The organism is Xanthobacter pseudotagetidis (genome assembly GCF_043194795.2).
In the GTDB taxonomy this organism is placed as follows: domain Bacteria; phylum Pseudomonadota; class Alphaproteobacteria; order Rhizobiales; family Xanthobacteraceae; genus Xanthobacter; species Xanthobacter tagetidis_A.
Window position 1 is genome coordinate 3260638 of sequence record NZ_CM195534.1, and the last position, 13343, is coordinate 3273980.

Consider the following 13343-nt stretch of genomic DNA (forward strand, 5'->3'; position numbering starts at 1 on the left):
GTTGATAGAGAACGCGTGATCCGATCAGCCTGCGATGCAGGCTGATCGGCGCGTGCTCTAGTGGAAATCCCGCGACTTGGGCAGGATGCGCACCGCGCGCGGGTGACCGGCGCGGGCGGCGGGCGGGCGCCGCGCCTCGTCGGCGCGGGCAGTCTCCATCACCGGCGGGGGGGGCGCGCCCAGATGCGCAAGGTCGGCGCTGCGGTCGAAGAGGCGTCGCGCCATGAGGTGGACCACCCCCTCCTCGCTCTTCTGCACCAGCCCTTCCACCAGGAGGAGGCGCGCGCCCATCACCTCGCGGCGGAAGCGCTCGAAGGTGCGCGCCCACAGCACCACGTTGGTGATCCCGGTCTCGTCCTCGAGCGTGATGAAGATCGCCTTGCCGTTGCCCGGCCGCTGGCGCACCAGCACCACCCCAGCCGTGCGCGCGAAGGCGCCGTCGCGCAGCGCCGAGGTCCCGGCGCAGGTCAGCACCTTGTCGCGGTCATGGAGCGGGCGCAGCAGCGCCATGGGATGGGCCTTCAGCGACAGGCGGGCACTGCGATAGTCCTCCACCACGTGCTCGCCGAGCGACATGGCGGGGAGCGTCGGCGGCCCCTCCGTCCCGGTCTCGCGCGCGTCCGCCGCGGCGAACAGCGGCAGCGGCGCGTCGTCCGGTAGGCCCCGCACCACCCAGGCGGCGGCACGGCGGTCGAGGCCGAGCGAGCGGAAGGCATCGGCCTCGGCGAGCAGCGCCAGCGCGCGCGCCGGCAGCGCCGCGCGGCGGGCGAAGCGCTCCAGGCGTGCCGGGCCGTCACGCCGCGCATCCTTGTGCTCCCCATGCCTTCCCCCCTCCGCCTGAGCGGCGAGGCTCTCCTCCCCCGTCCGAGCGGCGCGGCTCCCCTCCCCCTTGTGGGGAGGGGCGAGGGGGTGGGGGTCGCGCGAGCGGTGGGGGTCGCGCGCAAGGGGGAAAAGCGGCGCGGCGGCGGCGGACGGGCCGCTGGCGTCCGGCCCCCCCCTCCCCTGCCCCTCCCCACAAGGGGGAGGGGAGGCCACGAAAGGAGGGGAGGCATTGGAGGAAGGGTCGGCTCCCGCTCCCTCGTTTCCTCCTCCCGCTCCCGCTGCCTCTGCCCGGACGGCGGCGATACGGTCGGCCCAGGCCTCCTGGAAGCCGTCGATCTGGCGCAACCCCAGGCGCAGCGCCGGCGCGCCGTCCGCGCCCCGCTCCAGGATATTGTCCCATCGGCTGCGCGCGACATCGATCGGGAGCACCTTCACCCCGTGCTCGCGCGCATCGCGCACGATCTGCGCCGGGGCGTAGAAGCCCATGGGCTGGCTGTTCAGCAGCGCACAGGCGAACACCGCCGGGTGGTGGCACTTGATGTAGGCCGAGACGTAGACCAGCTTGGCGAACGAGGCGGCGTGGCTCTCCGGGAAGCCGTAGCTGCCGAAGCCCTTGATCTGCTCGAAGCAGCGCCGCGCGAAGTCCTCGGTGTAGCCGCGCGCCACCATGCGCCCCACCATCAGGCTTTCGAACTCATGGATGGTGCCGAGGTTGCGGAACGTGGCCATGGCGCGCCGGAGCGCGTTCGCCTCCACGTCCGAGAACCGCGCCGCCACCATGGCGAGGCGCATGGCCTGCTCCTGGAACAGCGGCACGCCCATGGTCTTGTGCAGCACCTGATGAAGCTCGTCCGGCGGCCCGTGCTCCGGCGACGGGGCGGGATAGTCCACCTGCTCCCTGCCCGCCCGGCGCCGCAGATAGGGATGCACCATGTCGCCCTGGATCGGGCCGGGGCGCACGATCGCCACCTGGATCACGAGGTCGTAGAAGGTGCGGGGCTTCAGGCGCGGCAGCATGTTCATCTGCGCCCGGCTCTCCACCTGGAACACGCCGATGGAATCGCCCCGGCACAGCATGTCGTAGACCGCAGCATCGTTCTGCGGGACGTCGGCGAGGCCATAGGCGATGCCCTCATGTTCCTTCATGAGGTCGAACGCCTTGCGGATGCAGGTGAGCATGCCGAGCGCCAGCACGTCCACCTTGAGCAGGCCGAGCGTGTCGATGTCGTCCTTGTCCCATTCGATGAAGGTGCGCTCCGCCATGGCGGCGTTGCCGATGGGCACGGTCTCGTCGAGCCGACCGCGGGTGAGGATGAAGCCGCCCACGTGCTGGGAGAGGTGACGCGGCGCGCCCAGCAGGCGGGTGGCGAAATGCACCGCGCGGCGGATCAGAGGGTTGGAAGGGTCGAGCCCGGCCTCGACGATGTGGCTGTCGGGGATGGCGTCGCCATAGCTGCCCCACTGGGTGGAGGCGATGCGGGCGGTGATGTCCTCGGTGAGGCCCAGGGCCTTGCCCACGTCGCGGATGGCACTCCGCGGCCGGTAGGAGATCACGGTCGCGGCGATGCCGGCGCGGTGGCGGCCGTATTTGCCGTAGATGTACTGGATCACCTCCTCGCGCCGCTCGTGCTCGAAGTCGACGTCGATGTCGGGCGGCTCGCGCCGCTCCTCGGAGATGAAGCGTGCGAACAGCACGTCGTTCTCGGCCGGGTCGACCGCGGTGATGCCGAGCACGAAGCAGACGGCGGAATTGGCCGCCGAGCCGCGCCCCTGGCACAGGATGCCCGCCCCTTCCGCGAACCGCACGATATCGAGGATGGTGAGGAAATAGCGCGCGTAATCGAGCTTGGCGATGAGCGCGAGCTCGGCCGTGACGAGGCTCGCCACATGGCCCGGCACCCCTTTCGGGTAGCGCTTCGCCGCCCCCCGCCACGCCTCGGCGGCGAGCCAGTCCTGCGCGCTCCAGCCCTCGGGCACCGGCTCGTCGGGATAGTCGTACTTCAGCTCGCCGAGGCAGAACTCCACCTGCGCCAGCAGGCGGCCGGTCTCCGCCAGCGCCTGCGGCGCGTCGCGGAACAGGCGCGCCATCTCGGCCGCCGATTTCAGGTGGCGCTCGGCGTTCGCCTGGAGGCGCCGGCCGGCCTGGGCGATGGCGACGCCCTCGCGCACGCAGGTGACGACATCCTGCAGATCGCGCTCCTCGGGGGCTGCATAAAGCACGTCGTTGACCGCCAGCAGCGGCACCCGGGCGGCTTCCGCCACCGTCTTCAGCGCGGCGAGCCGGCGCCGGTCGTCGCCCCGCAGGTGAAGGGCGGCGCCGAGCCAGACCGCGCCCGGCGCCGCCGCGGCGAGACGCGGCAGGAGGCCGGCGAGCGGCGCGAGGTCGCGCTCCGGCAGCACGGTGAGGAGCAGGCCCTCTCCCGCGCCGAGAAGGTCGTCGAGGGCGAGAGCGCACTCCCCCTTCGGCGCCCGCCGGTTGCCGGTGGTGAGGAGGCGGCAGAGCGCCCCCCAGCCCGCCCGGTGCCGGGGATAGGCGACGATATCCGGCGTGCCGTCGCCAAAGGCGAGGCGCGCGCCCACGGCGAGCCTGAAGCCCTGCGCCCGCCGGCACAGCTCCGCATGGGACGGCCCCTCGGGCAAGGCCGGCTCGGCCTCCACCTCGCCGGGCGAGGAGCCGTGGCGCACCTTGCGCACCGGCGCCGCGCCCTCGCGCAAGGCCCGCAGCGCCGCGAAGGCGCGCACCACGCCCGCCACCGAATTGCGGTCGGCGATGCCGAGGCCGCAATGCCCGAGCGCCAGCGCCGTCGCCACGAGCTCGGCGGGGGCCGAGGCGCCGCGCAGGAAGGAGAAGTGCGAGGCGGCGCAAAGCTCCGCGTAGCCGGGGTTTTCGCTCATGCGGGCGCGCTCACGCGAACAGGCCGTGGAGGAACCAGCGCGGCCGCGCCGCCTCGCGCCCGTAGAGGCCTTCGCGATAGAGCCAGAAGCGCCGGCCGCCGGTGTCCTCCACCCGGAAATAATCGCGCGTGAGGGCGCGCTCTCCTGCCTCCCCCTGCCCGTCCCTCTGCTCGTCTTTCTGCCACCATTCGGGGGCGATGCGCTCCGGCCCCTCGGCGCGCGCCACCTCGTGCAGCGCCCGGCGCCAGCGGAAGCGCAAGGGCGGGCCGTCCGGCACCTCGGCCAGCGCCTCCACCGGCTCGGGCCGCTCGAACAAGGTGAGCGGGCGCGCCGCCGGCAACCCCGGCGGCAGCGGCGCGGGCCAGTCCGGCTCCGCCAGTCCCGTAGCGGCACCGGCGAGCGCCGGGCGCAGGCGCGCGGCGGCCTCGGGAATGTGGGTGTCGTGGGCGGCAAAGCGCATCACCCGGTGCGCCCCGAGGCGGGCGGAGAGAATGTCCACCAGGGCGTCCATCTGCGCGGCCAGCCAGACGGCGTCCTGCGCTTCCCCGCCGGCGTCGAAGCCCTCTTGGCGCGCGGCCAGCGGCTCGCTGTCGAGCAGCGCGAGGCGCAGCACGTCGAAGCCGAAGCCGGGATCGAGCGGATCGGCGAGCGCCGCCAGCTTCTCCCGGAACAGGCCCGCCAGGCGCGCGGGATCGCGGACCGGCCGGGCGGTGGCGGCAGGAATGCGGCGCACCACGCCGTCGCTGCGGAAGAAGGCGGCCTCCAGGCGCCGGGCGCCGCGGCCCCGCTTCTCCAGGAGAAGGCACAGCTCGCGGGCAAGGTCTCCCAGCACCTTCAGCGCCGCCTCCATGTCGGCCATGGGCTCGGCGAAGCGGCGCTCCGCGAGGGAGAGCGGCACCGGCCTGAGCGGCGAGACGGGTGGGTCGGCAAGCTCCGCCAGTTCGTCGAGCCGCCCCGTCAGCGCCTCCCCGAAGCGGGCCGCGAGCGCCGCGCGGGGCTGTGCCCGCACCGCCTTGAGCGTCGTCAGCCCGAGGCCCACCAGGGCACGCGCCGTCGCCTCCGGCAGTTCCAGGGCGGCGACGGAGAGCGGGTCGGTGAGCGCCTGCGCCTCCCCCGCCGCCGGCCGCGCGCCGGGCCGCCAGCGGGCGAGCGTGCGGGCCGCGCGCGCGGTCGCCGCCACCGCCCCGGCGGCGGCGAGGCCCAGGCCATGGATGCGCTCCAGGACCTCCTGAAGCATCGCCGCCTCGCCGCCGAACAGATGGGCGCAGCCGGTGATGTCCAACACCAGATCACGCGATCCCGGACCGCCCGGCTCCGCCTCGCTTGGTCCGCAGAGGGCGACGAAGGGCGTCCAGCGCTCGCACCAGGAGGCGAGCGCGGCGAGCAGCGCCGCGTCCGCCGCCGGATCGTCCTCGGCCACCGCGAGATGGGGCACGCGGGCGCGCGCGTCGGCGAGCGGCAGGCCGGCCGTCAGGCCGAGCCGCTCGGCGGTCTCGTCCATGGCCACGAGGCGCGGCGCGTTGGCGATGGGACGCACCACCACCAGCGGCGCATCAGGAGGCCGCGCGCCGCGCCGGCGCGCCGTGATCGCCAGCCGGTCGGTGGCAAGGCGCGGCAGGAACACGGCGAGCAGGCGCCGCGCCGGGCGCGAGGGTATCGAAACGTCGGGCATGGGCATCGAACTCCACAATCCACCGCCCGGTGGGACCGAAACGGTTGCGCGCCAGCTCCAGGGCGAAGGCGGGCGCGCCGAGGCCGAAAGTCAGCGGCGCGGCCGAGCCCGCCGCCGCCGCCGCCAGCCAGCGCGTCGCCGCCGCCGAGGGCTCGGGCTCCGCCCCCGGCCGCAGCAGCAGCGCCAGCGCCCCGCGCTCGGCGGCGCGCAGCGCCAGGCGGCGGGTGGCGGTGAGATCGAGCACCCGCGCCGCGCCCCAGGGCTCGGCGATCACCACGCCCGCCCCCCCATGGCGCAGCCCGTCCTCGGCGGCGCGCAGCACGCCGGCCGCGTCCGCCGCCTCCACCAGCACCAGGCGGCCGGGATCGAGCCCGAGCTCGGCGCAGCCCAGGGCATGGAGCCGCCCGCCTTCGCGCACGCTCAGGTCCTGGCGCACCCACAGCACCGGCCCGCGCGCGCCGGCGGCGATGGCGGCGGCAAGGCCGAGCAGGACCCCGTGGGCGCCCGGCGCGCCACAATGCATCTCATGCAGCGCGCCGCGCGCCAGCCCGCCGCCCAGCGCCGCATCCAGAGGCGCGCCGAGGGGAAGGCGGCCGGCCGGCGCCCGCATGCGGGCAGGACCGCGCACCAAGGCGCGCAGGGCATCGAGGGTCGCAGGGTCGCGCGCGGGCCGGACGCTCGCCCCGCTCCCGGTCCGCTCCCGGAGGGAAGAAGACGGCACGGCCTCCGAAACGGCCGGCGGCAGGTCTCCAGGCGGGGCCAGGGCGGCGTCGGGCGCGCCGGCCGCGAGCGGCGGGGCGCCGACTGGCGAGCTCGGCGTCCCGATGGCACGGGCCAAACCCTCCCGCACGGGCGCCGCGCTGGCCGCCGGAGGCGTCCGCCGAAGCGCTCCGTCCGGCGGGTTGCCGGCCGATGGAAAAGCGAGCGCGCCCGGCGCCGCAGCAAGGCTCCGCCGCGGCGCGAACGCCCTCTCGGGCTGCGCAGACATTTTATGTTCCTATTTTGTTCTTATGAAAAGCGCTTTCCGGACCGGAGTCAACGGGGGCAGCGCGCGGTGGGGGCGGGGTGCGTTTGCAGGCCAAAGAATACGGCGGCCCGCTCTCCCTTGGGGAGATTGCCGCTGCGCAGGCGGGCGCGCGCGAGACCCCGCCGACAGCAGCCGGCGGGGCCCGGCCGCCGAGCTACTTCAGCTCGATGCCGGCGGCGCGCATCAGCTGCGCCCACTTGGTGGTGTCCTCGTCGATGAAGGTGGCGAAGGCCGCGGGCGACATGGTGTTGGGCACCGCCCCCATATTGGCGAGCTGGGTCTTCATCTCCGGCGTTCCCAAAAGCGCGATCACCTCCTTGTTGAGCCGGTCGACGATGGCCGGGTCCATTCCGGCGGGGCCGAACAGGCCGAACCAGCCGACCGCCTCGTAGCCCGGCACCCCCGCCTCGGCCACGGTGGGATAGTCCGGGAACAGCTCCGAGCGCGCGGCGGAGGTGACGCCCAGCACCTTGAGCCTGCCCGCCTTCACGTGCGGCAGCGCCGCCGGCGGTGGCGCGAACATGGCCGTCACCTGCCCGCTCACCACGTCGGTGATGGCCGGCCCCACGCCCTTGTAGGGCACGTGCAGCAGCTTGGTGCCGGTCTTCGCCTCGAACAGCAAAGCCGCGAGATGGGACGCCGCCCCGGTGCCGGACGAGGCGAAGGCGACGCTCTCCGGCTTGTCCTTGGCGCGCACGATCAGCTCCTCCACGGAATTGGCCGGGAAGTCGGCATTCACCACCAGCAGGTAAGGCGGCGCCGCAGCCAGCGCGACGGGCGAGAACTGCGCCTTCACGTCATAGGAGGCGGAGGCGGCGGTGGGGGACGGCGCCAGCGCTCCGGTGGCCGCCATCAGCAGGCGGTAGCCGTCCGGCGCCGAGCGGCTGACGGCGGCGGCTCCGGTGGTGCCGGCGGCGCCGGGCCTGTTCTCCACCACGAAGGTCTGACCGAGGCGCTTCTGCAGGTCCTGGGCGATCAGCCGGCCGAGCAGGTCGGTGCCGCCGCCGGGCGAGAACGGCACCACCACGGTCACGGTCTGGGTCGGGTAGTCCGCCGCGGCGGCGGGCGCCGCCAGCGGCGCGAGAAGAGCCCCGGCGCACGCCAGGGTCAATATGGATTGTCGGCTTAGAATCATCTTATCGTTCCCCTTCTTCATGGAAGCATTCACAGCACGGCGGTGGCCTGGAACTCGATCAAGAGGCCCGGATCTGCCAGATGATTGACCTCGACAATGGTGCTCGTCGGCAGCTTGTCCTTGAAGAACTCCATCCGCGCGGCGACGATTTCCTTGAACTGGCGGATATCGGTCGTGTAGACGACAATGGAGACGATATCCTCCAGCGTGCCGCCGGCCTCGCGCATGATGAGGTCCATGTTGCGGATCGCCTGGCGAGTCTGCTCCGCCATGTCGCCCGGCCCCACCAGCCTGCCCTCCGCGTCACGCGAGAGCTGGCCCGACAGGAAGATGAGGGACTGCGGATTATCGATGCGGATATAATGGTGGTAGATGGTCGACCTCACATTGGCGAGGTTTTTTGGGTTTCCGCGGGTGATCTTGCTGGCCATCTTCTTCTCCTGCATGCCTTTAAGTCTTGAATCCGGGGCGTGAGCTCACACGATGGACGTGCGCAACGTCATGAGCCCTTCGGCAACGACCTCGACGCGGTCGCCGGGGCGCAGGAACAGCTCGCTGGCATTGGGCTGGCCGACCGCGACGCCGTGGGGCGAGCCGGTGGTGAACACGTCGCCCGGCTCCAGCACCACATGGCGCGAGAAGTGGGCGATGATGTCGGGGATCTGGAAGATCTGGTCGCCGGTGTGGAAGCGCAGCCGCGCGCGACCGTTCACCGCGCAGCTGATCCACATGTCTTCCGGGTCGCCGCTCTCGTCGAGCGTCACCAGGAACGGCCCGAACGGCCCGAAGCCGGGCATGTTCTTGGCGGTCCAGAAGCGGGTGCCGGAGCGCACCTCGCGGCGCTGGACCTCGCGCGCGGTGAGATCGTTGAGGAGGCTGATGGCGAACACGTAGTCCATCGCCTTCTCCTTGCGCACCTTGTGGGCGCGGCGGGCGATGACGAAGGCGAGCTCCGGCTCGTAGTCGAACTCGACGATGCCCTCGGGGCGCTCCACATTGGCGTCCTGGCCCACAAGGCAGGCATTGAGCTTCACGAAGCCGGTGGGCTCGTCGGGCATCTCGGTGATGAGCTGGTTGCGCTTCAGCTCTTCCAGGTGCGTGCGATTGTTCTTGCCGACGCAGATGACCTTCCCGGGATCGAGCAGCGGCGGCAGCAAGGCGACGGCATCGAGCCTGTGCCGCGCCTCCGGCGCGAGGCCGGAATCGCGCACGAGCGCGGCGGCGAGATCGGCGAGCGCGCCGGTATCGGTGCCGAAGCGGGCGATCTGCGCCTTCAGCGTGGGCGCGAACCGGTCCGCGTCCGCAGTTCCGGCGGTGGCGCGCGACACGTCCACCACCTCCTCGCCCAGAACGAGGCCCCAGGCGGTCTCCCCCGGAGAGCCGTCTGCGCCGGGCGGGCGGAAGGTGGCGAGCCTCATGAACATCTCCTCGGATTATTGGGCGACCATTTTGACAAAAATAGCCATATTTGATCGCCCAATCGAACCCTCCGCCTGGACCACTTGTCAAGTCGCTTGCGTCAAATCAGTCCCCTGGATAAGTTGCGGCACCCGGCGGAAAATGGTCGCCCAAATGCTCGACGCCATCCACCCTCCCCGCGGATCGAGGCCGATCCGTGATCTCATCCTCGCCGCGATCTCCGATGGCACGCTGCCCAAGGGCGCGAAGCTGCCCACCGAGCGCACGCTCGCGGCCCAGCTCGGCCTGTCCCGCGCGGCGGTGCGCAAGGAGCTGGCCGCTCTGGAGGTGGAGGGCCACGTGACGCGCAAGGTGGGTTCCGGCACCTATGTGGCGGAACGCGCAGGCGCCTCGGCGCTCCTCACCGGCGTAAGCCTGCACCAGCTGTTGGAGGCACGGATCGTCATGGAGCCGCAGCTCGCGGCGGTGGCGGTGGCCAATGCGACGCCGGCCGATCTCCAGCAGATCGAGGGCTGGTTGGCAAAGTGCGCGGCGGCGAGCGACGTGGACGCCTTCGAGGAGGCGGACCACGGCTTCCATGCGGCCATCGCCTCCGCCACCCATAACGGCCTGCTGATCGCCGCTTACGACCTCATCTGCGGGCTAAGGGCCAGCGGCGAATGGCGCGCGCTGAAGCTGCGCCGCAATCTCGACGCGCCGGGCCGCAAGGCGGACGTGCTGGTGGAGCACCGCGACGTGTTCGAGGCGATCCGCGACCACGACCAGGCGGCAGCCCGCGAGGCCATGCTACGCCACATGACGGGCGTGCGGCGAAACCTGTTCCCGGTGTGAGGCTCAATCCGCTAGAGCACGCGCCTCGACACCGGCGGCAAGCGCAAGCAGCGCCGCGTCCCCGCCGGGAACGCCGGCCAGCATCAGGCCCGCCGGGGCGCCGCCCGGGCCGTTCAGCGGCAGCGAGATGGCGCAGCCGTCGATCATGTTGATGAGGGTCGGGTTGCGCAGCGCCAGCAGGTTCACGCGGCCATAGGCGTCGTCGTCGCTGGCGAGGTCGGCGATGCGCGGCGGCAGGATCGGCGTCGTGGGCAGCGCCAGCGCGTCGTAGGGCGCAAGGCGCGCGCGGGCGCGGTCCACGAGATCGCGGCGGGCAGCGACAAGGTCGAGATAGTCGGCCGCGCTCTGGCCGGCGCCGCGCTTGATGCGCACCGAGACACGCGGATCGTATTCGGCTTCCTTTTCCGCCAGGAGCGCGCGGTGGACGGCGAAGCTCTCCGCCGCCGTGAAGCCGCCCTTGGCGTTCAGGCCGGCGATCTCGCCGAACTCCGGGAACGGCGCCCGCGTGATGCGCGCGCCCGCCGCTTCAAGCCGCGCCAGGGCCGCCTCGAAAGCCGCGGCGACCGCGTCCTCGATCTCGTCGAAGGCCACGGTCTGCGGCACGAGCAGCCGCAGCCCCGCCACCGGCCGCGGCGCGAGGGCTTCCGGCTCCGCGCCGGCGAGGATGGCGTCGAGCGCCGCGCAGCAGGCCACCGAGCGGGCGATGGAGCCGATGGAATCGAGCGTGCCGGAGAGCGGGAACGCCCCGTCCTTGGAGATGCGGTCGGCGGTGGGCTTGTAGCCGGTGAGGCCGCAGAAGGCGGCCGGGATGCGGCACGAGCCGCCGGTGTCGGTGCCGAGCGCGGCGTGGACCATGCCGTCCGCCACCGCCACCGCGCCGCCCGAGGTGGAGCCGCCGGAGACGCGCCCGACGGCGCGCTCGAACGGCGCCTTGGGATCGCCCGTGTGCGGGTTCATGCCGAGGCCGGAATAGGCGAACTCGGTCATGGTGTTGCGGCCGATGACCACGAAGCCGGCCCGGCGCAGGCGCGCCACCGTGATCGCGTCCGCCCTCGCCGGCGCGTTGCCGGCCAGCACCTTCGAGCCGGCGGTGGTCACCTGGCCCTTGATGTCGAACAGGTCCTTCACGCCGATGGGGATGCCGGCGAAGGGCGAAAGCGCGGCCCCGGCCCGGCGCAGGGCGTCCTGGGCATCCGCCGCCTGAAGCGCCCCTTCGCGATCCACGAGGCTGAAGGCGCGCGGGCCTTCCCCCTGCGGGTCGTCGATGCGCGCGAGGCAGTCCTCGACCAGCTGGCGCGATGTCACACGGCCCGTTTCCAGGGCGGCGGCGATCTCGGCGAGGGTAGGACGGGCAGGAAGGGAGGAGGATGAGGAGGCGGAAGCGGGCATGGGACCGGAACGGCTGCGCCCGCCCGGAGGTCCGGGCGGGCTGAAGGAGGACGATGGGCGGGGCGAGCCCCGTCAGGCCGGATCGAAGTAATGGATCTCGAGCATCATGGCGCCGGTCTCGGACTTGAACGGCCCGTGATAGACGCCCGGCGGGCGCACGGCGTAGGTGTAGGGCTTGAAGGCCTCGCCGCCATTGCCGTTCTCGTCATTGCCGACCGTGAGGTCGCCGGAGAACAGGAACACCTCTTCCCAGTATTCGTGCACGAACGGCTTGGTGGTCCACACGCCGGGATCGAACTTGAGAATGCGCGTGCGCGAGCCCTTCTTGTTCACCTCGTCGAGGGCGCCGGAGAGGATCTTCTGCTTGATGCCCTCGGGATAGCCGGGAGGCACCTCCCAGCCGGTGGAGAAGTCGACCGCGCGGAACTCGTCGTGAAGCTTGTTGATGGCCATCTGGTGGTCGTCCTCTCTGAAGGCTGTCGAATTGTTTCAAGGCCGTCATGCCCCGGCTTGTCCGGGGCATCCACTCCGATGTTCGCCCTGCGCCCGGAAAAGCGGGCGCCATCCCGGCCTGACGCGGATCCCCCGGACAAGCTGGGGGATGACGGTGGTTTCACATTTGGCGACCGGCATCATCCCATCGCCGGCGCGCCATTCTCTCACTCGGCGGCGCGGGCGGGGCTCGGCGCCTTGACCTCGTCGGCGAGCGAATAGGAGCCGAGCATGCGGTCGAGCAGCGCGCCCGCCCCGTCCCAGTCATAGGTGCGGAAGGAGTGGCCCTTCACCACGAAGCCCGCCCCGGCATAGAACATCTCGTACTGGGTGTGGCGCGAGGCGAACTCGGAGCCCACCGCGTCCCAGGCGAGCTTGTAGAACTTCACCTTCTCCTCGGCGTTGGCCGCGGGCGACTGCTGGGTCTTGCCGATCAGGCCGGCGAGCTCGGCATTCTCGTAGTCGTGCACCGAGGAGGGCAGCATGATCATGCCGCCGCCGGCCAGGTCCCGCAGCGCGGTGATGAAGCGCGGATAAAGCTGCTGGGCCAGGGTCTGCGCCGCATAGAGGGTGTGGCGGTCGGGGATGAAATAGGGGCCGACCATGGAGCCCTTCGCCTCCATGGCGGCGACGAAGGCGTCCACCATGGCCGCCTCGGCGGCGAGCTGGCCGAGCGTCTCGCGCACCTGGGGGAAGTTGGTGGTGCCGTTGATCTCGCAGGTGCGCTTGGCGATGGCGAGCAGGAACTTGATCTTCACCTTGAGGCGGATCTGCGCCTGGTAGTTCTGGTAGACGTGCGCCGGCGTGGCGTGGAACTGCCCGGCCGTCATCGCGATGCTGTCGACGATGAATACCCGGTCCCACGGCACCTTCACGTCGTCGAAATAGAGCACCGCGTCGTTCTCGTCGTAGCGGCTCGACAGCGGGTTGTCGAACACGGACGGCGCGCCCGCCTCGTAGGACTTGCGCGAGAGGATCTTCAGCCCCTTCGCGTTCATGGGGATGGCGAAGGAGAGCGCGTGCGCCTCGTCACCGGGCTGCAGCGGCTGGATGCAGGTGACGAACACCTCGTTGGCCATGATGCCGCCGGTGGCCAGCATCTTGGCGCCCCGCACCGTGATGCCCTCGGCGTCGCGGTCGACGATGGCGGCGGAGAGGAACGGGTCCTGCTGCTGCGCCGCGCTCTTGGAGCGGTCCGCCTGCGGGTTGATGATGACGTAGGTGAGATAGAGGTCGTTGTCGCGGGCGTAGCGGTAATAGTCCGCGAGCGCCTTGGCGCGGGCCGGATCGTAGGCCTCGAACGCCGGCAGGCCCATATACATGCCGGCGATGCAGGAGGCGACGTGGTCCGGGGCGCGGCCGAGGAAGCCGGCATGCAGCTCGGTCCAGGCCTCCAGGCCCTTGCGGCGCGTCACCAGCTCCTCATAGGAGGCCGGCAGCTGCCAGATGCGGTTCGCCCGCGTGCCGGTGTCGGTCTCGAAGGTCATCAGCTCCCGGTTCTCCGGGGCGCTGTGGAAGTCGAACATCTGCCCCACCGAGGCCACCGCGCGGCGGTAGGCGGGGTGGGTTGTGGCATCCTTGACGATCTCCCCGTCGAGGAAGATCTCGCGCCCGTCCTTGAGGCTGGCGATGTGCTCGGCACCGGTCTTGATCATGGGAGC

At 71.8% G+C, this 13343-nt stretch carries 10 protein-coding genes; 1 reads left to right on the forward strand and 9 read right to left on the reverse strand.

From position 1 onward, the window contains the following. Positions 1-57 precede the first annotated feature (57 nt). The 6 genes from V5F67_RS14955 to V5F67_RS14980 all read right to left on the reverse strand — a co-directional run bounded on the left by V5F67_RS14955 (position 58) and on the right by V5F67_RS14980 (position 8969). Positions 58-3717, reverse strand: a complete 3660-nt coding sequence (locus tag V5F67_RS14955) for an error-prone DNA polymerase (protein ID WP_394017012.1) — start codon at positions 3715-3717, stop codon at positions 58-60. 10 nt (positions 3718-3727) lie between these two features. Then, complete coding sequence (locus V5F67_RS14960; RefSeq protein ID WP_394017011.1) at positions 3728-5389, reverse strand: DinB/UmuC family translesion DNA polymerase; 1662 nt, start codon at positions 5387-5389, stop codon at positions 3728-3730. Beyond that, a complete protein-coding gene (locus V5F67_RS14965; RefSeq protein WP_394017010.1) occupies positions 5271-6110 on the reverse strand; it encodes an ImuA family protein in 840 nt (279 codons plus the stop codon). Before V5F67_RS14965 ends, V5F67_RS14960 begins: the two co-directional genes overlap by 119 nt. Positions 6111-6570: 460 nt before the next feature. Further along, positions 6571-7551 (reverse strand): Bug family tripartite tricarboxylate transporter substrate binding protein, encoded by a 981-nt coding sequence (locus V5F67_RS14970; RefSeq protein ID WP_394017009.1) that lies wholly within the window; start codon positions 7549-7551, stop codon positions 6571-6573. A gap of 29 nt (positions 7552-7580) precedes the next feature. Beyond that, positions 7581-7982: a RidA family protein gene (locus V5F67_RS14975; protein ID WP_394017008.1), complete on the reverse strand. Its 402-nt coding sequence runs from the start codon at positions 7980-7982 to the stop codon at positions 7581-7583. Positions 7983-8027: 45 nt separating this feature from the next. Further along, complete coding sequence (locus V5F67_RS14980; RefSeq protein WP_394017007.1) at positions 8028-8969, reverse strand: fumarylacetoacetate hydrolase family protein; 942 nt, start codon at positions 8967-8969, stop codon at positions 8028-8030. Positions 8970-9111: 142 nt separating this feature from the next. Here V5F67_RS14980 and V5F67_RS14985 point away from each other — a divergent pair, with 142 nt between their 5' ends. Continuing rightward, on the forward strand, positions 9112-9801 hold the full coding sequence (locus tag V5F67_RS14985) for a FadR/GntR family transcriptional regulator (RefSeq protein WP_394017006.1): 690 nt from the start codon (positions 9112-9114) through the stop codon (positions 9799-9801). A 3-nt stretch (positions 9802-9804) separates the two neighbouring features. On the opposite strand, the gene V5F67_RS14990 is transcribed toward V5F67_RS14985, so the two are convergent. From V5F67_RS14990 to V5F67_RS15000, 3 genes are all read right to left on the reverse strand, one after another. Further along, entirely contained in the window at positions 9805-11190 is a 1386-nt protein-coding gene (locus tag V5F67_RS14990; RefSeq protein WP_394017005.1) for an amidase, read from the reverse strand. Positions 11191-11262: 72 nt separating this feature from the next. Beyond that, positions 11263-11643: a cupin gene (locus V5F67_RS14995; RefSeq protein ID WP_394017004.1), complete on the reverse strand. Its 381-nt coding sequence runs from the start codon at positions 11641-11643 to the stop codon at positions 11263-11265. Positions 11644-11849: 206 nt separating this feature from the next. Further along, the gene (locus V5F67_RS15000) at positions 11850-13337 is read right to left on the reverse strand and encodes a 4-hydroxyphenylacetate 3-hydroxylase family protein (RefSeq protein ID WP_394017003.1); all 1488 of its coding nucleotides are present in this window, start codon (positions 13335-13337) and stop codon (positions 11850-11852) included. Positions 13338-13343: the final 6 nt, after the last annotated feature.

Excerpts from the sequence above, each read along its gene's own strand:
- V5F67_RS14955 (WP_394017012.1), bottom strand. The coding sequence starts at position 3,717 with ATGAGCGAAAACCCCGGCTACGCGGAGCTTTGCGCCGCCTCGCACTTC.
- V5F67_RS14960 (WP_394017011.1), bottom strand. The coding sequence starts at position 5,389 with ATGCCCGACGTTTCGATACCCTCGCGCCCGGCGCGGCGCCTGCTCGCC.
- V5F67_RS14970 (WP_394017009.1), bottom strand. The coding sequence starts at position 7,551 with ATGATTCTAAGCCGACAATCCATATTGACCCTGGCGTGCGCCGGGGCT.
- V5F67_RS14975 (WP_394017008.1), bottom strand. The coding sequence starts at position 7,982 with ATGGCCAGCAAGATCACCCGCGGAAACCCAAAAAACCTCGCCAATGTG.
- V5F67_RS14980 (WP_394017007.1), bottom strand. The coding sequence starts at position 8,969 with ATGAGGCTCGCCACCTTCCGCCCGCCCGGCGCAGACGGCTCTCCGGGG.
- V5F67_RS14985 (WP_394017006.1), top strand. The coding sequence starts at position 9,112 with ATGGTCGCCCAAATGCTCGACGCCATCCACCCTCCCCGCGGATCGAGG.
- V5F67_RS14990 (WP_394017005.1), bottom strand. The coding sequence starts at position 11,190 with ATGCCCGCTTCCGCCTCCTCATCCTCCTCCCTTCCTGCCCGTCCTACC.
- V5F67_RS14995 (WP_394017004.1), bottom strand. The coding sequence starts at position 11,643 with ATGGCCATCAACAAGCTTCACGACGAGTTCCGCGCGGTCGACTTCTCC.
- V5F67_RS15000 (WP_394017003.1), bottom strand. The coding sequence starts at position 13,337 with ATGATCAAGACCGGTGCCGAGCACATCGCCAGCCTCAAGGACGGGCGC.